This is a genomic window from Haloflavibacter putidus, assembly GCF_006546625.1.
Taxonomy (GTDB): Bacteria; Bacteroidota; Bacteroidia; order Flavobacteriales; family Flavobacteriaceae; genus Mesonia; species Mesonia putida.
The window spans coordinates 1-24,166 of sequence record NZ_VIAR01000002.1 but is presented as its reverse complement, the minus strand read 5'-3'; the positions used below and the strand labels follow the sequence as shown (position 1 = coordinate 24,166).

Here is a 24,166-nt window from a genome sequence, read left to right as displayed (position 1 = left end):
CGATTATAAGAAAATTTGTGTACTGCTTTTTACTTCATTTACCGTAAACATACCGTGCGTATTAGAAATACCATCTATAGCTGTAAGCTTATGAACCAAAAAATCACGGTAAGCTTCCATGTTTTTTACGTAGATTTTTAAGATATAATCGTAATCGCCGCTAACGTGGGCACATTCTAAAATTTCCGGTAATTGTAAAATTTCGCGTTCAAATTTAGAAAGTGTCTCTTTATTATGTTTACTTAACTTTACATGGCAAAAAACCATCAGGTTTTTTTCTACTTTTTTCTTATTGATTAATGCTACATATTTGGTAATAATTTCTTCTCTTTCTAATTTTTTAATTCGCTCATGAATGGCCGTCATAGATAATTGTAATCGAAATGCAATTTCTTTGGTTGTGATTTTTGCATCGTTTTGTAGCAGATTTAAAATAGCTTTATCTGTTTGGTCTAATCGCATTTTTTGAAAATTTTTCGGTTTTTTACGTAAACAGGGTTTAATGTAAACTTATTTTCCGTAAAATTTTAAATTATAGAAATATTTTCTAAATATAGGATTTCTACTTGATATTATTTCTAAATATAACGAGATTTACCTAAACCTAAAAAATTATTATTATGTCTTATAATCCAGCAGACAAAATTCAAGATTTGCAATATTTTGGAGAATTTGGCGGCGTTAACCCGTCTATATCTGACTCCTCTACCTATACTTTTTTATCGGCTAAAACAATGTTTGACACCTTTGAAGGCAATGCAGAAGGTTGTTATTTATACTCCAGACATTCTACGCCCAGTAATTTATATTTGGGCGAAGCTTTGGCACAGATGGAAGCTACCGAAAATGCAACAGTAACCGCCAGCGGAATGGGTGCAATTGCTCCTACCCTAATGCAACTTTGCGAAAGCGGCGATCATATTGTGGCCAGCAGAACTATTTATGGTGGCACTTTTGCGCTTATGAAAAACTTTTTACCAAAATTGGGTTTACAAACTTCTTTTGTAGATATAACCAATTTAGAAAAAGTAGAAAAGGCAATTACGCCAAAAACCAAAGTTTTGTTTTGCGAGACCGTTAGCAATCCGCTATTAGAAATAGCAAACATCAAAGCTTTGGCTAAAATTGCAAAAAAACACGACATGCAATTGGTGGTAGACAATACGTTTTCGCCATTATCTGTTACGCCAAAACTCCTGGGAGCAGATGTGGTAATCCATTCGCTTACCAAATTTATAAATGGTAGCAGCGATACCGTTGGCGGCGTAATTTGCGGTAGTAACGATTTTATTAATGCTTTGCGAAGTGTAAACGATGGCGCATGTATGCTTTTGGGCGCTACAATGGATTCTTTTAGAGCGGCTTCTATTTTAAAAAACTTACGCACTTTACATATTAGAATGCAAAAACACAGTGAAAATGCACTTTACTTAGCTAAAAATTTTGAAGATTTAGGCTTAAAAACCGTTTATCCGGGTCTTGAATCGCATCCCGGACACGAAACCTATAAAAAGATGATAAACCAAGAATACGGCTACGGCGGAATGTTGACTGTTGATGTTGGTTCTCTAGAAAAAGCAAACCAATTGATGGAATTAATGCAAGACCGCAATTTGGGTTATTTGGCGGTAAGTCTTGGTTTTTACAAAACTTTATTTAGCGCGCCGGGAACCTCTACCTCTTCTGAAATTTCTGTAGAAGAGCAAGAAGAAATGGGTTTAAGCAACGGCCTTATTCGTATTTCTATAGGTTTAGACAATCATATAGAACGCACGTTTAAAGCTATGCAAAACTGTATGGAAAAAGTTGGAATTTTATAAGCCGTTTATTGCGCTTGTAACAATTCTACACTCAGATTGGTAGCATTTGCAAACAAAATTATTTCGGTATCGTTGCCGGGAACGTCACCCGTCTTTTTAATACCCAAATAATATTTTTGATACGCCTGTAAGCTTAACATTTTGGTTAGGCTTACAGTTGTTTTCTTATTTTTTTCTACACGAGACTTTACGGAAGTACCAGCGATTGGATTGGTATTTTTACTTATGAAAACCTCAATTTCATCTGCGCCAGAATTGTTTTCTTTCTGAAAAGTAACCGTATAAGTTACACGGTAAATTCCGTTTATAGTAGGTTTTATACCATTATCTGAAAGTTGCATATTATTGCTATGTAAACCTTCTACTGCATCGGGGAAAATTTGATTGTTATATTGTCCAATTTCCATTTCTGCGTCTTGGTCTAGGTAAACTTCCGCGAAAGCGCTATTAATATACTGCCAAGAAGCTTTACCAGTGGCATCTGAGGTTAAAACCTTACCTTCTGCTTGCGAGCCGTCTACGATTTTTACATTTCCGTTAACTTCTAATTTTTCGGTTGGCTGGCTGGTTCCTACACCAATTTTGGTATTGTCTGTTCCCAGAATAATGGTATTAGGGCTGTATGCGTTGGCATTGTTACCAATAGCAATCGCATTTTGTGCCGCGCTGGCGTTGTTTCCAAGACTAATTGATTGTTGGCCGTAAGCATTAGCGTTTTTTCCAATAGCAATGGCTTTATCTTCGGCTTGAGCCGACTCGCCAATACTTATGCTATTGTCTCCGTAAGAATTAGAGTTTTTACCAATAGCGATGGCCTTATCTTCTGCTCCTGCGTTTTTTCCTAATGCAATTGCTTCTTCTCCGTATGAATTGGAATTTGGCCCTAAACTTATCGCTCCATTTGGTTTTAAACCACCAAAATTTTGATTGTTTACTACAAAATCTAAGGCATTATTACTGCTGGTACCAATGGTTAAGTCTTCATTAACCGCGCTGTTGTTAGTCAAAAATTTACTATTGAAAGAAATCCAGGTTTGTCCGTTATAAAAATAGAAACCCTGTCTGCTGCCTCCACCTTCCGCATCGGTATTCCATACTAAAAGACTTTCTGCAGGATTATTGATTGTAGTAGAGTTAGAAACATCTCCTAAGTCTACGCGTGGTAATAAAAGACCTTGGTTTTCTGCTTGAATATCTAAAATACTAGAGGAATGCGGATTGGTTGTGTTTATTCCTACTTGCGAAAATGCAGAATTTACTACAAATAAGATGAAAATTATTAAATAAAAGTGTAAATAAATTGGAGAGTGTAGTTTTTTGCTCATAACAAACGTAGTTTTTTAGCGCTTGCAAAATTAATTTGTTATGCCGGTAGTAACCGTTATAAGCGCAATTACTCGATGTTTGTCAAGAATATTTCGATAAACTAATTTTTTAACAAAAAATAATAGATAAACGGTAAAATTAATCAGCTAAAAAACACTAGGCACATTACGTCTCAATACCTTATATTTGCAAAAAATACCGAGACATAATTATACTAAGCAAAATTTTGCAACGTTTTGCCAATAATCCTAAAAAGCATATTTTGAGTAATGACACATAAGATTTTTGTTTTAGCGACCCTTTTTTTATTTTTTGGCGGTATACTGCAGGCACAAAATACAGGCGATAAAAATATAAATGAACAATTTGAAGAGCTTTTAGAAAGTTCTAATAATTACCAAGATTATAAAGTGGTAAAGCAATATAAGCTTACACGCCTACAAAAAAGCACGGTAAATCACATTAAGGAGTTAAAAACCGAAATAGATTCTGCTAACGTCAAGATTGCTAAGCAACAAAGCCAAATTGACAAACTACAAGAAAAACTTAATACGGCCAATGCAGATTTGGAGCAAGTTAATCTAGAGAAAGATCAAATTAAATTTTTCGGTTTACCGACAGATAAAGGCACTTACCAAACTATTATGTGGTTAATTGTTTTAGGTCTTGTATTAATTTTATTATTTTTTATCTACCGTTTTAAAAAGAGCAATGCTTTGACAAAAGAAGCCAAACATAAGCTGAATGAAAACGAAGAAGAATTTGAGTTATACCGTAAAAAAGCGCTAGAAAAACAACAAATTTTAGGCAGACAACTACAAGACGAACGTAATAAAGTAAACAAAAATAAACAGTAAAGTTATTTTTAAATTAGCATTTTACCTTTAGCAATGCGTATAGATATTCTAACCGTAGTACCAGATATTCTTAAAAGCCCGTTTGAAGCTTCTATTTTAAAACGAGCAATAGAAAAAGGTTTGGTAGAAGTCCATTTGCACAACTTGCGCGATTATACTACAGATAATTACAAACAAGTAGACGATTATCAATACGGCGGTGGCGCAGGAATGGTAATGATGATAGAGCCCATAGACAAGTGCATTAGCAAATTACAAGCAGAACGCGATTATGATGAGATAATTTATATGACGCCAGACGGTAAAACGCTAGAACAAAGAACAGCTAATAACTTATCTTTACAGAAAAACTTGATAATTTTATGTGGGCATTATAAAGGGGTAGACCAACGGGTGCGCGACCATTTTATTACCAAAGAAATCTCTATTGGAGATTATGTACTTTCTGGCGGAGAGTTGGGAGCTGCAGTACTATGCGATGCTGTAATACGCTTAATTCCCGGGGTGATTGGCGACGAAACCTCTGCTTTAACAGATTCTTTTCAAGACAATTTACTTGCCCCGCCAATTTATACCAGACCGGCATCTTATAAAGGTTGGGATGTTCCTGAGATACTAACCAGCGGGAATTTTCCTAAAATAGAAGCTTGGCGCGAAGAAAAAGCATACGAGCGTACACAAGAAAAACGTCCAGACTTACTTAAAGAATAAACAAGAAAAGCTTGCTATATTATAATTTATAATTATTTTTGCAGCCAATTCTGAATCAACCTCTGACGAAAATCGTGCATGTTGCTTTAGACCATATCCAAACATACAACAAATATGGAATCGTTAATTAAATTTGTGCAAGACGAATTTGTAGAAAAAAAAGACTTTCCGGAATTTAAAGCTGGAGACACCCTTACCGTTTATTACGAGATTAAAGAAGGTAGTAAAACGCGTACACAGTTTTATAAAGGAACTGTAATTCAAAAAAAAGGTATAGGATCTGCCCAAACTTTTACCATTAGAAAAATGAGTGGTACAGTTGGCGTAGAACGTATATTCCCAATTAATTTACCTGCTTTACAGAAAATAGAGGTAAATAAACGCGGTAGTGTGCGTCGTGCAAGAATCTATTACTTTAGAAACCTTACCGGTAAAAAAGCTAGAATTAAAGAGCGCCGTTATATCGATAACGAGAAAAAAGCTTAATTCTAAGACGACAAAAATTTATAAACCGTGTTTAAAACTAGTTTTAAACACGGTTTTTTTATGAACAATTGTTAATAAGCTGTGTTCATAAAAGGTTAATATTTAATTGCTTAAAAAACTCCGTTTAATTAAAAATTAAACTATCTTTAAGATGTGAAAGAATGACAAAAGGATTTCTTTTACTTTAGATGTCCTTAATATATAGACGACGAATTTTATTTTAAGCAGGACATTAACTATTTTTATTTGAATACAAGTGGTTTAGTTTGCTTGTATTTATTTTGAAGAAAGCCATTTCGTTTAACTTTAAACGAAATGGCTTTTATTATTTTATTTATATTTAGTTTTTTAGCCAATATTACAATACAAACTTTCGCCTTGCTCCAAAAATCACATCACCAAGAAATATTATATTAAAACTACCTTTACAGAAATCTCTTCGGAAAAATTTCCATAAAGCAAAAAAATAAGATTTTAGGTTAAATTGCTGCTCTTCAAAACAATTCTTAACAGTATTCTAATACTATTCAAGACTGTTAAAACCTTCTGTTTTATTATATTTGCAAATTATAAAAAGTATATAATCAATTGGCAATTTAAAGTTGTTTCTCACTTTAAATGTCTTAAAATAAATTATTAAAAATGGCAGAACAAGGAAGAATTATCTACACCAAAACAGATGAGGCTCCATATTTGGCAACTCATTCGTTATTACCAATTATTGAATCGTTTACAAAATCTTCGGGCATTAGCATAGAAACCAAAGACATTTCTTTGGCCGGAAGAATTTTAGCGGTTTTCCCCGAAGTATTAACTGAGGATCAACGCCAAGAAAATGCTTTAGCACAATTAGGAAAATTAGTAAAGCAACCGGAAGCTAATATCATCAAACTTCCTAACATTAGTGCTTCTTCTCCGCAACTTAAAGCTGCCATAAAAGAATTGCAAAGCACAGGCTATAACTTACCAAATTATCCAGACGAACCACAAAACGATAAAGAAAAAGATATAAAATCGCGCTACGATAAAGTAAAAGGAAGCGCGGTAAACCCTGTTTTGCGAGAAGGAAATTCTGACAGACGTGCTCCCAAAGCGGTAAAAAACTACGCCAAGAAAAATCCGCACCGCATGGGAGAATGGAGTGCAGATTCTAAATCGCATGTGGCAACTATGCAAGATGGAGATTTCCGTGCAAACGAAAAATCGGTTACCATAGAAAACAAAGGAGAATTAAAAATCCAACTGAAAACAAAACAAGGTAAAACCCAAGTTTTAAAAGAAAAATTAGCTGTACTACCGGGAGAAATCATAGACGGTACGTATATGAGCAAAAAAGCCTTGGTAAAGTTCTTAAAAGAGCAAATTGCCGAAGCTAAACAGCAAGGCGTGCTTTTTTCTTTGCATATGAAAGCAACTATGATGAAGGTTTCTGACCCCATTATTTTTGGTCACGCGGTAAAAACTTATTTCGACGATGTTTTTGAACAATACAGCAAAGACATAGAAGAAGCCGGTGGCGACCCAAATAGTGGTTTAGGAGATGTTTTGGGCGCAATAGAAAAAATGCCCGAAAGCAAACAAAAAGAAATCAACCAAATAATAGAAAGAGATTTACAAGAAGGCCCGGATATTGCTATGGTAAATTCTGATAAAGGTATTACCAACCTGCACGTACCAAGTGATGTTATTATAGATGCTTCCATGCCGGCTATGATTAGAACCTCTGGCCAAATGTGGAATAAAAATGACAAAACCCAAGATACTAAAGCTGTAATTCCAGATAGTAGTTACGCGCCTTTATACCAAGCTACCATAGATTTTTGTAAAAAGAACGGCGCTTTTGATCCTACCACAATGGGAACTGTTCCTAATGTTGGCCTTATGGCGCAAAAAGCAGAAGAATATGGCTCGCACGATAAAACTTTTGAAATTCCTGTAGACGGAACCGTAGAAGTTGTAGACCAAACCGGTAACGTTATTATGACGCACACGGTAGAAGAAGGCGATATTTGGCGTATGTGCCAAGTAAAAGACGAACCTATTAAAGATTGGGTAAAACTTGCCGTAAACCGTGCAAAAGATACCGGATGGCCAACAATATTTTGGTTAGACCAAGACCGCGCACACGATGCCGAATTGATTAAAAAAGTAGAGCTTTATCTAAAAGAACAAAATACAGAGAATTTAGATATTCGAATTATGAGCGTAGAAGATGCAACTACTTTTACGTTAGAACGCGTTAAAGCCGGAGAAAATACAATTTCGGTTACCGGAAATGTTTTACGAGATTACTTAACAGACCTCTTCCCTATTCTAGAATTAGGCACAAGTGCAAAAATGTTGTCTATAGTACCTTTAATGAATGGTGGCGGCTTATTTGAAACCGGCGCAGGAGGTTCTGCCCCAAAACACGTACAACAATTTTTAGAAGAAGGACATTTACGATGGGATTCTTTAGGTGAGTTTTTGGCGCTTTCTGTTTCTTTAGAACATTTAGGTAAAAAATATAATAATGAAAAAGCTTTAATCTTATCGGAAACTTTAGATACGGCAACCGACCAGTTTTTAGATAACAAAAAATCGCCTTCCCGTAAGGTAAACGAACTGGATAACCGTGGAAGTCATTTTTATCTAGCGCTTTATTGGGCAATGCAATTGGCCGCTCAAAACAAAGATCAAGAACTTAAAAAAGAATTTGAAAGTATTGCTAAAAAATTGCAAGACAATGAAAAGCAAATTCTAGAAGAGCTTAATGCAGTGCAAGGTCACGAAGTTAATATAGATGGTTATTACAAACCCGACGAAGCTTTAGTATATAGAGAAATGCGTGCTAGCGAAACCTTAAACCATATTATTGACAGATTAGATTAAAATAAATAGTTGTTAAATACTCGTTATTAGGTATTTGATTAATTATAGTTTCTATTAATAAAGCCTGCTTCTTATGTATGAGCGGGCTTTATTAGTTTAGGTGTATGCCAAAAAAAGAAGTTTAACGCTTTAAATACCAATATGTTTTTCTTTACGGAAACTATAAGCGATTCAAACCTTTATAATACTTTTATTTTAAGCATACTTTAGAAAAAACCAAAATAAAAAAAGCCGTTTCTACTCGAAACGGCTTTTTTTATTTTCTGTTGTGATTGCTTTTAACCTTGCTGTTGCATCATGATTTTTTGCAAACGCTGTTGTAAGCTTTGGTCTTGTTGTATTACAGCTGCAATCTCTTGATAACGCTCTATAGACATTCCGGTAGATTCTATAGCTTCTGTAGCTTTTCTTTCAAGTTCCGGACGCATTTTTTCTATTTTATCGGAAATACTTTTATGCTTTTTAATTTCTGCTTCAGTAGCATTACCTTTTTGATTTGGGTTCATAGACGCTTGCTGAATTTCATTAAAACGTTGTAACTCCATACCCTCGTCTTGAATCATCGTCATCATTTGTTGTTGTGCTTCTTGATTTTGCATCTGCACTTTTTGATAAGCATTTGCCCATTTATTCAATTCGGCGTCAGATATCTTATTTTCTTGTGCATTGGTATATGCAACAGAACTTAAGATTGCAACAAAGAAAAATAAGCCTTTTAATTTGATTGATTTAAACATAATTGATTTTTAAATTGTACTTCTATTTTAATTTTCGATAATAATAGTTATTTATCGTTTTACCAATAAAACAATAAAGAAATTTTGATAACTGACTCAAAATCTATTAGTACCAATTTTCAAAGGTAACCGCTTCAGTTTCTAAACAAAATAATTTAATCTACTTAACTTTAAATTATCATTTATTTAAGAAAACAGCTATATTCTTTACTACTTTATCGGAAAGTCGGTTTTGGGTTTTTTTAGACCATCCTGCACTTTTTTTTGAGATTAATAAATTTTTGTGCTTTATTTTTTCCGTAAAACCGTTTGCTGCATCACCATCTACAATGGTATAACTAGATGTAGCTTCTAACCAATCTATTAGTGCTTTTTGTTTATAAGGCAAGCCCAAAGAAGTGTTAATCAAAATCTTGTTGTCCCCTAAATTTTTAAACGCTTCTGCATCTAACAAACAGGTGTTTTTGGGCAAATGCAAAGAAATAATGGTGCAAGTTGCCAGTAATTTATTTAAACTTAAATAATCTACTCCTTTTTCTTCCCAATCTTCTTCTCGGGTTCGGCTGTAGTAATAAACGTCTGCATTTAGGGCTAAAAGTGCTTTGGCCAAAAGTTGACCGGTGGTTCCCAAACCAATAATCCCTACTTTGCAACCACTTAATTCCCTTGGCATTTCTTCCAATTGTTCCTTGCCAAAACCATGTAATAAATCTATACTTTTAGATAGTACAAACTCCACTACCCCGGGATCTCCATAATCAAAAATTCCGCTTACTTTTATATTCTTCTTTTCTGCTGCTTTTATATCAACATTGGCAGCTTCAGCATCGAGCAAACTACACGCCATCCCGATATACCGCAAATTGGAAGCTTTTTCTATGGCTTTTGCACCTATTTCTGTTCGCCAAGAAACCAAGACAGCATCTGCATCTCCTATTCGTTTTATTACTTCTGATTCAGTTTTGGGAACTTCTTTATATTCTTTTACTTCTTCTGCATAGCTTTGCAATTTCCGTAAAGTTTCTGCATTCATTTTGGTTTCGTCTAAAACCACCAATTTTTTAAATTTTTTCATCACTTTAAGGAATAAAAAACTGCTTGATAAGAAAAACAAATATTTACTCACCAAGCAGTTATAATTTCTAAATCTTCTTACAAAGGTATATTACCGTGCTTACGTTTTGGACGTAAAACTTCTTTGTGCTCTAACATACTAAAGCCTTTTAACAATTTACGACGCGTATCTTTTGGCATAATAACTTCGTCTATAAAACCGCGTTTTGCAGCTTCAAACGGATTGGCAAACAACTCTGCGTATTCTTCTTCTTTTTCTGCCAGTTTTGCTGCGCTGTCTTTTGCAGCTTGAATTTCTTTTCTAAAGATAATTTCGCTGGCGCCTTTGGCTCCCATCACCGCAATTTCTGCTGTTGGCCAAGCAAAATTTAAGTCGGCCCCAATGTGTTTAGAATTCATTACATCATAAGCTCCGCCATAAGCTTTACGCGTGATAACAGTTACTTTTGGCACAGTTGCTTCGCTTAAAGCGTATAACAATTTGGCACCATTAAGAATAATTCCGTTCCACTCTTGATCGGTTCCAGGTAAAAATCCCGGAACATCTACCAATACCAACAACGGAATATTGAAAGCATCGCAAAAGCGGGTAAAACGGGCAGCTTTTTTAGAAGAATCTACATCTAAAACCCCGGCCAAACTCATTGGCTGATTGGCTACAATACCAATACTTCTTCCGCCCAAGCGTGCAAAACCAACTATAATATTATCTGCATAATCTTTATGAATTTCGTAAAAAGAATCTTTATCAATAATGCCGTTGATCACCTCGTGCATATCGTAAGGTTTGGTAGAACTTTCCGGTACAATGCTGTCTAATTGCTCGCGTATTTCGTCTCCTAATTTATACGGTAACTTCTCGGTTTTTTGCTGATTGTTTTGCGGCATATAACTAATAAGTTGCTTTACATCTTCTAAACAAGCAATATCGTTTACGGCAGTTCTATGCGTCACGCCAGATTTGGTTGCGTGCGTACTGGCGCCACCTAATTCTTCTGAAGTTACTTCCTCGTTAGTTACGGTTTTTACCACATTTGGACCGGTAACAAACATATAACTGGTGTCTTGCACCATTAAAGTAAAATCTGTCATTGCGGGAGAATAGACCGCACCGCCGGCACAAGGCCCCATTATGGCAGAAATTTGCGGAATAACGCCGGAAGATTTTACATTTCTATGAAAAATATCTGCATAACCGCCAAGTGATTTTACGCCTTCTTGAATTCTGGCACCACCGGAATCGTTTAAACCAATCATTGGAGCTCCTACTTTTACGGCCAAATCCATTACTTTACAGATTTTTTCTGCGTGGGTTTCGGATAATGCGCCACCAAAAACGGTGAAATCTTGGGCGAAAACATATACCAATCTGCCGTTAACAGTACCATAACCGGTAATTACGCCATCGCCATAATATTTTTGCTCATCCATACCAAAATCTGTGGTACGATGGGTTACTAAAATACCAATTTCTTCAAAAGAACCTTCGTCCAGCAAATAATTTACTCGCTCGCGGGCGGTAAGTTTTTTCTTAGCGTGCTGCTTGGCAATTCTTTTTTCGCCCCCACCTAAATGGGCTTGTTTAATTTTATCGTTTAATTTCTCTATATTTTTACTCATAGTAATTTTTCAGCTTTTTATTCGGTAATGGGTAATCGTAATTGTTTTTGATCTTTTAAATACTGGCGTAAAGCAATCAAAGCTGCCAACTTTGCTTCTTCTTTGGTTTCTTCTTCCAACTTTTCTGCCGAATAGTATTTTTTTACAAAATGTGTATCGAAATTACCACTGCGGAAAGCTTCGTGCTCCATCACAAATTTTCCAAAACTCAACGTAGTTTCCACGCCTTCTACCAAATAATTGTTAATAGCATCTATCATTAATTGAATGGCTTCTTCGCGGGTTTTTCCGTAAGTAATTAATTTAGAAAGCATGGGATCGTAATAAATAGGTACGTCCATCCCTTCTTCAAAACCATTATCTATACGAATATTTTCGCCGGAAGGCAACTGGTATTTTTCTAATTTTCCTACACTGGGCAAGAAATCGTCTAATGGATTTTCTGCATAAACGCGCAGCTCCATAGCGTGACCATTAATTTTTAAATCTTCTTGGTTAAACGCCAATTTTTCTCCTCTGGCAATATTAATTTGCTCTTCTACCAAGTCTATGCCGGTAATAAACTCTGTTACCGGATGTTCTACCTGCAAACGTGTATTCATTTCTAAAAAGTAGAAATTTTTGTTTTCATCCAGCAAAAATTCTACAGTTCCGGCGCCAACATAGTCGCAAGATTTTGCAACTTTTACAGCGGCTTCACCCATTTTTTTCCGTAAAGCTTCGTCTAAAACCACAGAAGGCGCTTCTTCTACCACTTTTTGATGACGCCGTTGAATGCTGCATTCGCGTTCAAATAAATGCAGGTTATTGCCGTGCGTATCTGCCAGTATTTGAATTTCTATGTGTCTTGGAGAAGCCACATATTTTTCTATAAAAACAGAACCGTCGCCAAAAGCAGATTCTGCTTCGCTTATGGCGCGTTTCATTTGGTCTTCTAAGTCTTCTTCTTTTTCTACCACGCGCATTCCTTTTCCGCCGCCACCGGCAGAAGCTTTTATCAAGATAGGAAAGCCTATTTCTTTTGCAATTTCTTTTGCTTTTTTGGTATCTGTTATGGCTTCGTCAATACCGGGAACCATAGGAATATCGTAAGCTTTTACCGCGTCTTTGGCGGCTAATTTGCTTCCCATAATTTTGATGGCTTTTGAGCCGGGGCCAATCCACGTGATGTTGTTTTTTTCTACTTTTTCCGCGAAAGCGGCATTCTCACTTAAGAATCCGTAACCGGGATGAATGCCATCTACGTTTAAACTTTTTGCGACTTCTATAATTTTATCGCCCAGTAAATAAGATTTATTGGAAGGTGCTTCGCCAATGCAAACTGCCTCGTCTGCAAACTTTACATGGGGCGCATTTCTATCTGCCTCCGAAAAAACCGCTACGGTTTTGATACCCATTTTCTGAATGGTTTCCATAATCCGTAAAGCGATTTCGCCTCTATTGGCAACTAATATTTTTTTCATAAATAGTATTTTGTGTATGGAATTTTTCAAGTTTGTTATAACTACGGTGTTTTGTTTCCTGTTTTTTTGGCTTCTAATAATTAAGAAACTATTTTGCAGGATTAAAAACCACTATTCCATTTCTATAAGCAACTGATTTTTTTCTACGGTTTCGCCTTTTTTGATATTAATGGCTTTAATTTTAGCTTCGCGCGGCGCGGTTAAAGCGTTTTCCATTTTCATAGCTTCCAATACCATTAAATAATCGCCTTCTTTTACCTCGTCGCCTTCTTGTACATTTACTTCTAAAATTAAACCGGGCATTGGCGCTTTGATATCGTTTACCATAGCGGTGTCTACCAGTTCTAGACCCATTTTTTCGATAAGTTGGTCCAACTCGTTAGAAATATCTACCTGATAGGTATTGGCGTTTATCTTTACGGAATAATGGTGTTTTAAAAAATCGTTTTTTACGATTTCTGCTTTAAACGAACGCTGTTCTTGTAAGACGTGATACTTGTTTTTCTCGATAGAATTGGCGTCTAAATTTTGAATTTCGTCTAAACCAAATTCCATCTCCAAATCGTTATTTACTTTTACTCGGTAAGTTTTATCCATATTTTTTTCGTTTGCTACTACTTCGTTGAAAGGTAAAGATATAAAAAATGATAGTTTCCGCTTTAAGCGAAAGGAATTTTAATTTATTTTACTAAGTCTTATATGCTTTCTTGGCAAGTATGATATTATTTGTATCTTGAGAAAAAAATTTATTATCCCATGAAATCTTTAAAAATTACCCGAAATTTTATTTTACTTTTTGCATTAACCGCTGGTATTCTAAGTTTTTCTTGCAAGGAAAAGGAAAATGAAAACACAAAAACCGAGCAGCAAAAAGAAGTAAATACCGAAACTACTACGACAAGCAACCAAAAAAATGCTCCGGCAGCAAAAATGGAAATTCCTAGTGGAGACGATCCCAATCCGTCTCACGGCCAACCCGGACACCGTTGCGATATTCCGGTTGGAGCGCCATTAAACTCCAAAGCTAAAAATCAACAAGCCAGACAAAATACCGTAACCGGAAATCCTATTAAGTCTTCTAATACAAATAGCGGCAAGGTGAATCCGCCGCACGGGCAACCTGGTCACCGTTGCGATATTCCGGTAGGAGCTTCTTTGGAAGGAAAGTAAGCTTATACAGCTTTTAAGTAAAAAACCTGTACTTTTTCCTTTACGGAAAAAATACAGGTTTTTACTTTTAAGAAAATTGTAGGTTTAAGAATCGGCAGCTTTTGTTGTTTTGGTGACGCCAGAACAATCTCCTTCGCGTTTAACACCAAGTTTTGCCAGGATATCTTCCATCAAACACCATTTGGTAATAGATGATTGTAGAAGGTTAAGCCCGACAAAGCCGGTAAACCATAACCAATTAATATTTACATAAACTGCCAGTAACAGGCTTATTAAAATAAATGTACCTGCAATGGCACGTATCCATCTGTTAATCATAATTTTATTGTTTTAAAGTTTTAAATATATCTTTCTACATTAACCACCACTGCTTTAATGGGGTTGTTAGTTTCTAAATTTTCATTGAAAGCTTTTACCTCTTCAAAAAATTTATTGATGTATTTTTCTTCCGTAAAAGAAAAAAACATACTCGAATCTGCTCCTGCACTTGCCGATGGAAACCAAGCAGCATTCATCAAAAAAGAATTGGCTTGTTTATAACCGGCAATTTCGGCACCGCTAAAACTTTCTATATTACTTTTTTTAAAAAGCGCTAAGACTTCTTGCTGAAATTGATCTACCGCGGTAACAATTAATAGTTTCATAGTTTAAGGATGTTTTTTACGTTCTACTAAATAATATACCAATGGCACTACCAATAAAGTTAAAAAGGTAGAAGCAATGGTCCCTCCCATAAGCGAAATTGCCAAGCCTTGAAAAATTGGATCAAACAAAATAACAAATGCGCCAATTACTACCGTGCCGGCTGTTAGCAAAATAGGAGTTGTTCTTACGGCGCCGGCTTCTATTACGGCCTCTTTAAAAGGTCTACCTTCTGCCAATTGAATGTTGATAAAATCTATGAGTAAAACCGAATTCCGGACCATTATTCCCGCTAAGGCAATCATACCAATAAAAGAAGTTGCTGTAAAAAATGCTCCCATAATCCAATGGCCTAAAATAATCCCGATTAGCGATAACGGAATGGCAACCATCATTACGATTGGTGCTTTAAAGTTTTGAAACCAACCAACAATTAACATGTAAATAATGATAATTACTCCCAGAAATGCGAGACCTAAATCGCGGAAAACTTCTAAAGTAATTTGCCATTCTCCGTCCCATTTTACCGTAAAATCGTCTTCATTTTTGGGAGAGCCCAAATACATTTCGTTAATTTTATAGCCTTGTGGCAAGTCTATTTTTTCTAATTTATTGGTCATTCCTAAAATTGCATATACCGGACTTTCTAAAGCACCCGCCAGATCTGCGGTTACAAAAACCACTCTTTTTTGATCTTTACGATAAATGCTTTTGGGTGCAGTTCGTTTTTCGATTTCAACTAAAGAACTTAGCGGAATCATTTGCCCTTGTTTACTTTTTACCTTTAACCTACTAATGTCTGCTAAAGTAGATTTTTCGGCTTCTTCTAAAGTCAAAATTATGTTTACCGGATCTGTCGCTTGTGGTTGGTATATTCTGCCAACAGGACTTTTTCCCATAGCCATTGCCATAGTTTGCACAATTTGCTGAGGCGCAATACCGTTAAGCATTGCTTTCTCTTTGTCTATTTTGAAATTGTATTCAACGTGGTCTGCTTCTGTCATCCAGTCTACGTCAACAACATCTTCGGTTTGGTTTAGGATGTTTTTTATTTCTTGTCCTAATTCTATTTGTTTCTCGTAATCGGGTCCATAAATTTCAGCTACGATAGTAGAAAGAACCGGTGGTCCCGGCGGAACTTCCACAATTTTAATATTAGCGCCATAAACCAATCCAATTTTCTGAATTTCAGGGCGCAATAGCTTGGCAATATCGTGGCTTTGAGCGCTGCGCTCTCCTTTTCCAACCAAATTAACCTGAATATCTGCCGTATTGCTGGCCCCACGTAAATCGTAATGCCGTACCAAACCGTTAAAGGTTATTGGCGCCGAAGTGCCCACATAACTTTGGTAATTTACAACCTCTGGCCTATTTTTTAAATATTGACCTATTTCGCGAGTTACTACTGCGGTACGTTCTAAAGTGGTACCTTCCGGCATATCTATTACTACCTGAAATTCGTTTTTATTATCAAATGGCAGCATTTTTACCGCAACGCTTTCCGTAAAGAATAAACCAATACTTAAAAACAAGATTAAAAAAGTAATTCCTAAGAATCCCCAGCGTTTAGCTTTGCTTTCTAATAAAGGTCTTTCTAAACGATTGTACCATTTATATATAAAAGCATCTTCCGGTTTTTTCTGTTTTTGGGGTTTGTTAGATTTCTTTTCTTTTTCCCGTAAGAAAATATAGCCCAAATACGGCGTGATTGTTAATGCAACAAACAACGAAAGAATCATAGCAATAGACGCGCCAATGGGCATCGGACTCATATATGGCCCCATCATTCCGCTTACAAAAGCCATTGGTAATACAGATGCAATTACCGTAAAAGTTGCCAAAATTGTTGGATTTCCTACTTCGTTAATTGCATATAAAGCTGCATCTTTAAACGGCAAGCGTTTCATTTTAAAATGCCGGTGCATATTTTCTGCAATAATAATCGAGTCGTCTACCACTATTCCTGTTACAAATACCAAAGCAAATAAAGTAATGCGGTTTAAGGTATAATCTAACATATAATAACTTAGCAACGTGAGTGCAAAAGTAATGGGTACCGAAAGGAAAACCACCAAACCACCGCGCCAACCCATTGCTAGCATAACTACCAAAGTTACTGCTATAATTGCACCGATTAAGTGCAACAAAAGTTCGCTTACTTTTTGGGAAGCGGTCTCGCCATAATTTCTTGTTACTTCTACTTTTACATCGTTGGTTATGGTAGTCTTTTTTAAATGCTCTATTTTATTAACAATTACCTCCGCCAACTGCATGGCATCTGCGCCTTTTCTTTTGGCTACTGAAATTGTTACCGCAGGATATTCTGCTTGGTATTTCTTTACGGAATCGCTTCCTTGACCAAAGCCTAACGAAACATAATTGGCCGGAATTTGTGCGCCTTCTTTTATTTCTGCTATCTGTTTTAAATAAACAGGCCGATTGTCTTTAGAACCCACGACCAAATTTTCTATATCTTCTGGAGTTTTAAGAAAACTGCCGGTTTCTATACTATATTCAGTATCGTTTAAGTCAAATTTGCCGGTATGTAATTGTTGGTTGTTAGCCTGAATCATTTTGGCCACGCCTAAAAAATCTAATTCGCTGGCGGCCAATTTATCTTTGTCTATAACCACCCGAACCTGTTTGCTTCTTCCGCCAATTACTTTAGTGCCGCTTACATTTGGTATTTTCTCAATTTCCGAAAGTACTTCCGTAGAAATTTGTTGCAACATATAATCATCTAAAGTCTCACTCCATAAAGTTAAACCCAAAACCGGCACATCATCTATAGCTCGCGTTTTTACCAATGGCGTGGTGACGCCTTGTGGCATCATATCCATATGTTTGTTGATTTCGTTATATAATTTTACGTAAGAACGTTCTACGTCTTCGCCAACATAAAACTGTGCGATTAACATTCCGCCGTCTTTTTGCGAAATAGATTGCACGTGTTTTATACCCGTAATATTAGAAACAATTTTTTCTAAAGGTTTGATTACCCTGGCTTCTACTTCTTGCGGACTAGCGCCGGGATAACCCACAAAAATATCTGCCATTGGCACTTCTATTTGTGGTTCTTCTTCGCGCGGAATTAAAAACGAGCTCCACACGCCAACCACCATAAAAACAATCATTAATAATATGGTAAGCTTAGAGCCGATAAATGCTTTGGCTATTTTGCCTGCAAATCCTTCTTTCATTCGTTTTTTATTTTTGCGTTAGCTTTACGCCGTTATACAATTTTCCTTCCGCTTGACGGATAATAGTTTCTCCGGTTTTTAAACCGCTTAACACTTCTACTTGATCGCCATGGGTTTTACCCAAACGCAACCAACGTAAAATAGCAGTGTTTTTCTGACTAATGGTATAAACCCCAGTAAGTTGCCCTTGTTTTACTACGGCTGCTTTAGGAATAAGTACGTTGGGATTATTTGCTTCTACAGTTGATTTTGCTGAGTTTGCAAAATTAACCCGCGCAAACATGCCGGGTTTTATATTTTGGCTAGGATTTAATAACCGAACTTTTACCAAGTACTGTCCGCCGGTATTTTGCGCAGACGGACTAATCTCTACCACTTCACCTTCTAATTCTTGTTCTATAGAACTAATGGTAACGTTAGCCTTTTTATCTTTTTGTATAGAATTTATTTGACTCTCTGGCACCATTGCAATAATTTGCAAAGCCTTTTCACCTTCTAGACGCATTAAAACCTGCCCTGGATTTGCCAAATCTCCCTCTTGAATATTTTTGCTTGTAACTAAACCTTTAAATGGAGCTTTTATATTGGTATAGGAAAATTGCGCTTGCACTTCTTTTTTCATTTCCTGTGCAACATTTAAACGAGCTTGCGCCATTTTAAAATTTGCTTGCATATCGTCCAGTTCTTTTTGAGTAGCACTTTTTTTATTGAAAAGGCTTTGGTAGCGCTCATAATCTTTTTTTGCTGTTTGGTAAGCGGCTTGGGCTTCGGCTACATTTGCTTTGCTTTGCGCTAATTTTGCCGAAAGGTCTGCATTGTTTATTTTTATTAAAAGTTCTCCTTTTTGCACTTTATCACCTAAAGAAACCAAGACCTTATCTACATAGCCGGAGTTACGTGTACTCAAATTGGCAGTGTTGGCTGCTTCAACACTTCCGCTAACGCTAATTTTATTGGCAGAAGTTTGGTTGCTTATCGTGTAAGTAGTAACCGTAACCGGTGTTGTGGTGTCTTTTATGCTTTGACTTTTTTCTTCTTGACAAGAAGAAAGTAGCAAAACAGCTAATAAATTTATACTTAATACTATTCTTTTCATTGTTTATGGTATAGGATTAATTGCTAGTTGTTTTTTTATAAATTATTGGTTAAAAACCGCAGGTAAGCTGCCGCATAATTGTAGTTATAAATGCTTTGAAAGTATTCTAATTGTTTTTCGGCGTATAAAACTTCGGCTTGGAGCAACTCGGTTGTTTTTTCCAATCCTTCTTCAAAGCGATTGCTTCTAATGCGTAAAGCTTCTTTTGCTTGGTCTATTGCCATTTTTGCTAAGTTTACCTGGTTTTTGATATCTGCTTTTTGGCGTCTTGCTTTTTGAAGTTCTAATTGACTGTTATTTTTATACTGTTCGGCTTCTAAACGCGCTTTTTCAAAACGCGCTTTGGTTTCTTTGGTTTTACCGAAACGTTTACCGCCTTCGAATAAATTCCACGAAAGTTCTGCTCCAAAAAGATAGCCGTTTGCCCCGGCTTGAAAAATCTCGTCGTCGTGCCATTCGTAGGAACCAAAAGCATTAAGTCTTGGTAAGAAATTCATTTTACTTGCTTTATATTGTTGTTTTTGAGCTTCGCTGGCGCGTTGCATTGCTAAAATATCCGGACGATTTTCTAAATTCCCTGATACTTCGGAAAGGGTTTGAACCATTTCTAAACTATCTGTTGGTTTAAATTGAATATCTGCAGGTTCATTCATTAAAACCGATAAATAATTGGAAGCATTCTGAATATTACTCTTTGCAAATTGCAGTTTATTTTTTAGTTCGGTTACCCGCATGTTTACCATTAAGACATCGGCTTGCTGTAAATATCCAGCCTCTTGATTGTCTTCTGCAACCCGCAAGTTTTCTTCGGCTACAGCCAAAGATTTTTTTATAAGGTTTTTTGTTTTATACGCCAATTGCAATTGCATATAGGCCTGTTCTACTTGCAAACTAATATATTGCGCGGTGCGTTGCTGTTGCAATTGATTGGCCTGCCAGGCAGATTTGGCCGCTTTGCGTTGGTAAATGCCATCTAAATTAAGTAAAGGCATTTGCACTTCTACTTTGGTTTGAAAATCTTCAATTTGAGAAGGATTGTTTAATGTAGAGGGATTAAAATCTGCTTGCGTTAAAATTTCTTGATTTAACTTAGAACCAAAAGCCATTAACGGATTGGTAGTTGCCATGCCTGTATGCGACGCTTTGATTTGTGGCAAAAAAACAGCAGCAGTTTGTTGGTAGGCAGCTTTGGCGGCCAAAACATCTTTTTCTGCTATTTTAATTTGTGTATTGTCGGTTTTAGCCTTTTGTAAGACTTCGGCTTTTGTAAGACTCTGTATATTCTGCGCTTGTGTGCGAAGTCCCGCAAGAATTATTAGTATTATAAATAAGCTTCCTCTCATTTGTATTTGATTTTGATACAAAGATAGGTGGTCAAAGCAGTGCATTTGGTAACTTAGGTTACGCACAGAAAGAGAATATTGTAAATATAACAAAAGATTAATTTATGTTAAAACATTATCAATTCACAAAATTTTAGTTTGAATAATTATCAATAAGAACTCTTTGTTTGTATTTTTGGAGAAAACAAAAAGCAAAAACTATGAAAAAGATAATTTTAACTGGTTTATTAGGCGTATTTGCGTTTGGTGCATCAAATGCACAAAGTATATTAGATTTACCAAAAAATGCACAAAGTGTCTTAAATGAGCATTACAAAGATTGGAAAGTTGAGCGAGTAAATATTGATAGAGATAAGGATGATCGCGATGAAATGTATGAAGTGCGATATGAAAATGGTACTAAAATTGACTTTAATGATAAAGGAGAAATAACCGAAATTAAAGGCAATAAAGAAATACCTGCAGAGCTTTTACCAATGTCTATTAAAGATTACGTGAATAAAAAATTTCCTGAACAAAAAGTTACCGAATGGGAATGGGACGATAATGAACACGAAGTAGAACTATCTGATGGTACCGAATTGGAATTTGATGAAAACGGAAAGTTTTTAGAAGAGAATAAATTCTTAGGTATAGATTGGTAATTCTAACCTCTATAGAAATAACAAAAAAAGCAGCTCTTTTAATAAAAGAGCTGCTTTTTTATAATGTAAAACGATTTTTAAAAAGTTTTTGCGTTTTTTACTTTTTGTTTAGTAATGGCTTTTTCCAGAACATCTTTCATATCTGATACGTAATGGAATTTTAAACCTTTTAAATAATCTTCTTTAATTTCTTCTACATCTTTTTTATTCTCTTCACAAAGAATTATTTCTTTAATCCTAGCGCGTTTTGCCGCTAAAATCTTTTCTTTTACACCACCCACCGGCAAAACTTTGCCACGTAAAGTGATCTCACCTGTCATAGCAATGTTTTTCTTTACTTTGCGTTGTGTAAATAGAGAAACCAAAGAAGTTAACATCGTAATACCGGCACTAGGTCCGTCTTTTGGAGTTGCACCTTCAGGCACGTGAATGTGTACGTTATATTTATCAAAAATATCCGGTTTTATACCAAACTCTTTTGCGTTTGCTTTAATATATTCCATTGCAATTGTAGCCGACTCTTTCATCACTTTCCCAAGGTTTCCGGTGATGTTCAAATTACCTTTACCTTTAGACAGAATAGATTCGATAAAAAGAATATCGCCACCAACGCTTGTCCACGCCAAACCGGTTACCACACCGGCAACCTCATTGTTTTCGTATTTATTATGTTCTAACCTGGCAGGGCCCAAAATTTCACGAACATCTTCGTTAGTTATTTTGGTGTTATATTCTTCTTCCATAGCAATGCTTTTAGCTACATACCGCACCACTTTTGCAATTTGTTTTTCCAAACCACGAACACCGGATTCTCTGGTATAACCTTCAACAATTTTTTCTAGTTGCGGCTTACCAATTTTAATATCTTTAGAAGTAAGACCGTGCTCTTTTACCTGTTTAGGAAGCAAATGTTGCTTGGCTATTTCTATTTTCTCTTCTATAGTATAACCGGTCATATTTATTATCTCCATCCGGTCTCTTAAAGCAGGTTGAATGGTGCTCAAGCTATTGGCCGTTGCAATAAACATAACTTTAGAAAGATCAAAACCTAACTCTAAAAAGTTATCGTGAAACTCGCTATTTTGCTCAGGATCCAAAACTTCCAGCAAAGCCGAAGAAGGATCTCCCTGATGGCCGCTACTCAATTTATCTATTTCATCTAAAACAAAGACCGGATTGCTTGTGCCGGCTTTTTTCAAGCTTTGTATAATTCTACCCGGCATTGCTCCAATATAGGTTTTTCTATGTCCGCGTATTTCGGCTTCGTCGCGTAAACCGCCTAAAGAAATGCGTACATATTCTCTACCCAAAGCTTCTGCAACAGATTTTCCTAACGATGTTTTACCAACTCCCGGAGGACCAAACAAACAAAGAATAGGCGATTTCATATCGTTTCTAAGTTTTAAAACCGCTAGATATTCTATAATTCTTCTTTTTACTTCTTCTAACCCATAATGGTCGCGATCTAATATTTTTTGCGCCCGCTTTAAATCGAATTTATCTTTACTGAATTCATTCCACGGCAAGTCTAAAAATAAATCCAAGTAGTTTCTTTGAATAGAATATTCTGCCACTTGCGGATTCATACGTTGCATTTTGGCGAGTTCTTTTTTAAAGTGTTTCGCCTCTTTTTCATTCCATTTTTTCTTTTGCGCACGTTTACGCATTTCTTCAATTTCTCCTTCGTTGGTAGCGCCACCAAGCTCTTCCTGTATAGTTTTCATTTGCTGATGCAAGAAATACTCTCGTTGTTGTTGGCTCATATCGCTCTGCACCTTAGATTGAATATCATTTTTCAATTCTAATTTTTGGTACTCAACATTCATCAACTTTAAGGTAGATAACGCCCTATTTTTTAAGTCGTTGGTAGCCAATAAATTTTGTTTTTCCTCTACTGAAAGGTTCATATTAGACGAAACAAAATTTATTAAAAAAGACGGAGTTTCTATATTTTTAATAGCAAAAGAAGCCTCAGAAGGAATAGCCGGACTGTCTTTAATAATACGCAAAGACAAGTCTTTAATAGAGTCTATTATAGCCAGAAACTCTCCATTATCTTTGGCAGGTTTTTCTTCTTGTACCGGAGAAATTGAAGCTGTTAAATAAGGATTGTCATTAACTATTTCGCTTATTTCGAAGCGCTTTTTACCCTGAATAATTACGGTTGTATTACCGTCAGGCATTTTTAAAACCCGCAAGATTTTAGCTACCACGCCTAGAGAGTATATGTCTTTAGCGCCAGGATTCTCAACAGAAGAATCTTTTTGAGCTACTACTCCAATAGTTTTATTGCCGTTATTAGCATCGTTTATCAACTCGATAGATTTGTCTCTACCGGCAGTAATAGGAATTACAACCCCCGGAAACAATACTGTATTTTTTAGTGGTAATATTGGCAACTCTAACGGCAATTCTTCGCGCTCAATTTCATCTTCATCTTCCGGCGTCATCAACGGAATAAGTTCTGCGTCTTCGTTAATATCTTGTAATGACAAATTGTCTATACTAAATACATTCGATTTTCCCATAGTTTATATTTGGTCAAACTGTCAGTTTCACAGCTTATATTATACTTATTTTATTTATCTGCAAGCTTTACAAACTTGCCTCTAGTATAGGTCAATTCTTATGCCACCTTTTAAAAAGCGTAAATACAAAGAGCATTATTTAAATTAACGCAAAAACTTAAAATAAAAAAGTTAAAACATTCTTCTAAATAGTAAGTGATCTAAAAATATTTCTTAAAAAGTTAGTTTCTATTTTTTTAATGTTTAGAAGGCTTTTTATTTTACAGCATAATTATTAAGGCGTTCCCCTCCCCAATGAAAAATTGGGGAGGGGTCAGGCTATCCGCTATTACGCTCCAACAAGCCCAAAAAAGCTTGTTTGCAGGGTAACCGCTACTATCCTTAACGCAATTTTCAGCTTTAAGCTATATGCTTTAGGCATTATGTTAATTCTTTTTGGGTTTTATAGCGTACAGCTTACCGCTTATAGTAGTCTATAATTCTTGATAACGGAATGAGAGTTTGTATTTTATCAGCTTTTAAGACACGTGCTATCCCTGCGCTTACAGCTTACAGCATAAAACTTATAGCTAATAACC

Annotated in this window: 19 protein-coding genes and 1 pseudogene; 7 read left to right on the top strand and 13 right to left on the bottom strand. The window is 35.9% G+C overall.

The window, feature by feature from the left end; translation table 11 throughout:
• Positions 1-3: 3 nt before the first annotated feature.
• The gene (locus FKR84_RS02245; RefSeq protein WP_141420567.1) at positions 4-462 is read right to left on the bottom strand and encodes an Lrp/AsnC family transcriptional regulator; all 459 of its coding nucleotides are present in this window, start codon (positions 460-462) and stop codon (positions 4-6) included.
• Between the two features lie 158 nt (positions 463-620).
• Between FKR84_RS02245 and FKR84_RS02240 the strand changes: the two genes are divergently transcribed.
• Positions 621-1,820 (top strand): aminotransferase class I/II-fold pyridoxal phosphate-dependent enzyme, encoded by a 1,200-nt coding sequence (locus FKR84_RS02240; protein WP_141420566.1) that lies wholly within the window; start codon positions 621-623, stop codon positions 1,818-1,820.
• A 5-nt stretch (positions 1,821-1,825) separates the two neighbouring features.
• On the opposite strand, the gene FKR84_RS02235 is transcribed toward FKR84_RS02240, so the two are convergent.
• Entirely contained in the window at positions 1,826-3,145 is a 1,320-nt protein-coding gene (locus FKR84_RS02235) for a hypothetical protein (protein ID WP_141420565.1), read from the bottom strand.
• 270 nt (positions 3,146-3,415) lie between these two features.
• Between FKR84_RS02235 and FKR84_RS02230 the strand changes: the two genes are divergently transcribed.
• The 4 genes from FKR84_RS02230 (at position 3,416) to FKR84_RS02215 (ending at position 8,071) form a co-directional block, all read left to right on the top strand.
• Complete coding sequence (locus FKR84_RS02230) at positions 3,416-4,003, top strand: hypothetical protein (protein WP_141420564.1); 588 nt, start codon at positions 3,416-3,418, stop codon at positions 4,001-4,003.
• A gap of 33 nt (positions 4,004-4,036) precedes the next feature.
• Positions 4,037-4,714, top strand: a complete 678-nt coding sequence (gene trmD, locus FKR84_RS02225; protein WP_141420563.1) for a tRNA (guanosine(37)-N1)-methyltransferase TrmD — start codon at positions 4,037-4,039, stop codon at positions 4,712-4,714.
• Between the two features lie 114 nt (positions 4,715-4,828).
• Positions 4,829-5,200 (top strand): 50S ribosomal protein L19, encoded by a 372-nt coding sequence (rplS, locus tag FKR84_RS02220; RefSeq protein ID WP_141420562.1) that lies wholly within the window; start codon positions 4,829-4,831, stop codon positions 5,198-5,200.
• A 642-nt stretch (positions 5,201-5,842) separates the two neighbouring features.
• Complete coding sequence (locus FKR84_RS02215) at positions 5,843-8,071, top strand: NADP-dependent isocitrate dehydrogenase (RefSeq protein ID WP_141420561.1); 2,229 nt, start codon at positions 5,843-5,845, stop codon at positions 8,069-8,071.
• 278 nt (positions 8,072-8,349) lie between these two features.
• Here FKR84_RS02215 and FKR84_RS02210 read toward each other — a convergent pair whose 3' ends face one another.
• The 5 genes from FKR84_RS02210 to FKR84_RS02190 form a co-directional block, all read right to left on the bottom strand.
• Positions 8,350-8,808, bottom strand: coding sequence for a DUF4168 domain-containing protein (locus FKR84_RS02210; RefSeq protein WP_141420560.1), 459 nt, complete (start codon positions 8,806-8,808; stop codon positions 8,350-8,352).
• A gap of 178 nt (positions 8,809-8,986) precedes the next feature.
• Complete coding sequence (locus FKR84_RS02205; protein WP_141420559.1) at positions 8,987-9,883, bottom strand: NAD(P)-dependent oxidoreductase; 897 nt, start codon at positions 9,881-9,883, stop codon at positions 8,987-8,989.
• A 77-nt stretch (positions 9,884-9,960) separates the two neighbouring features.
• Positions 9,961-11,502, bottom strand: coding sequence for an acyl-CoA carboxylase subunit beta (locus FKR84_RS02200; protein WP_141420558.1), 1,542 nt, complete (start codon positions 11,500-11,502; stop codon positions 9,961-9,963).
• Positions 11,503-11,519: 17 nt separating this feature from the next.
• Positions 11,520-12,965, bottom strand: a complete 1,446-nt coding sequence (gene accC / locus FKR84_RS02195) for an acetyl-CoA carboxylase biotin carboxylase subunit (RefSeq protein ID WP_141420557.1) — start codon at positions 12,963-12,965, stop codon at positions 11,520-11,522.
• A gap of 111 nt (positions 12,966-13,076) precedes the next feature.
• The gene (locus tag FKR84_RS02190) at positions 13,077-13,562 is read right to left on the bottom strand and encodes an acetyl-CoA carboxylase biotin carboxyl carrier protein subunit (protein WP_141420556.1); all 486 of its coding nucleotides are present in this window, start codon (positions 13,560-13,562) and stop codon (positions 13,077-13,079) included.
• A gap of 348 nt (positions 13,563-13,910) precedes the next feature.
• Between FKR84_RS02190 and FKR84_RS13540 the strand changes: the two are divergent.
• A pseudogene (locus FKR84_RS13540) lies at positions 13,911-14,135 on the top strand (hypothetical protein); the annotation flags it as partial.
• Between the two features lie 84 nt (positions 14,136-14,219).
• On the opposite strand, the gene FKR84_RS02180 reads toward FKR84_RS13540, so the two are convergent.
• Genes FKR84_RS02180 through FKR84_RS02160 form a run of 5 tightly spaced genes read right to left on the bottom strand, consistent with a single transcriptional unit; the run spans position 14,220 to position 20,416 of the window.
• Positions 14,220-14,453 carry a YgaP family membrane protein gene (locus tag FKR84_RS02180; protein ID WP_233357640.1) on the bottom strand — a complete coding sequence of 78 codons (234 nt, stop codon included), beginning with the start codon at positions 14,451-14,453 and terminating at the stop codon, positions 14,220-14,222.
• A gap of 20 nt (positions 14,454-14,473) precedes the next feature.
• Complete coding sequence (locus tag FKR84_RS02175; protein WP_141420553.1) at positions 14,474-14,779, bottom strand: hypothetical protein; 306 nt, start codon at positions 14,777-14,779, stop codon at positions 14,474-14,476.
• A 3-nt stretch (positions 14,780-14,782) separates the two neighbouring features.
• Positions 14,783-17,977 carry an efflux RND transporter permease subunit gene (locus FKR84_RS02170; protein WP_141420552.1) on the bottom strand — a complete coding sequence of 1,065 codons (3,195 nt, stop codon included), beginning with the start codon at positions 17,975-17,977 and terminating at the stop codon, positions 14,783-14,785.
• Positions 17,978-17,984: 7 nt separating this feature from the next.
• A complete protein-coding gene (locus FKR84_RS02165; protein ID WP_141420551.1) occupies positions 17,985-19,073 on the bottom strand; it encodes an efflux RND transporter periplasmic adaptor subunit in 1,089 nt (362 codons plus the stop codon).
• Between the two features lie 35 nt (positions 19,074-19,108).
• Complete coding sequence (locus tag FKR84_RS02160; RefSeq protein ID WP_141420550.1) at positions 19,109-20,416, bottom strand: TolC family protein; 1,308 nt, start codon at positions 20,414-20,416, stop codon at positions 19,109-19,111.
• A gap of 200 nt (positions 20,417-20,616) precedes the next feature.
• Between FKR84_RS02160 and FKR84_RS02155 the strand changes: the two genes are divergently transcribed.
• Positions 20,617-21,060, top strand: coding sequence for a PepSY-like domain-containing protein (locus FKR84_RS02155; RefSeq protein ID WP_141420549.1), 444 nt, complete (start codon positions 20,617-20,619; stop codon positions 21,058-21,060).
• A 77-nt stretch (positions 21,061-21,137) separates the two neighbouring features.
• On the opposite strand, the gene lon is transcribed toward FKR84_RS02155, so the two are convergent.
• Positions 21,138-23,588, bottom strand: coding sequence for an endopeptidase La (lon, locus tag FKR84_RS02150; RefSeq protein ID WP_141420548.1), 2,451 nt, complete (start codon positions 23,586-23,588; stop codon positions 21,138-21,140).
• Positions 23,589-24,166 lie beyond the last annotated feature (578 nt).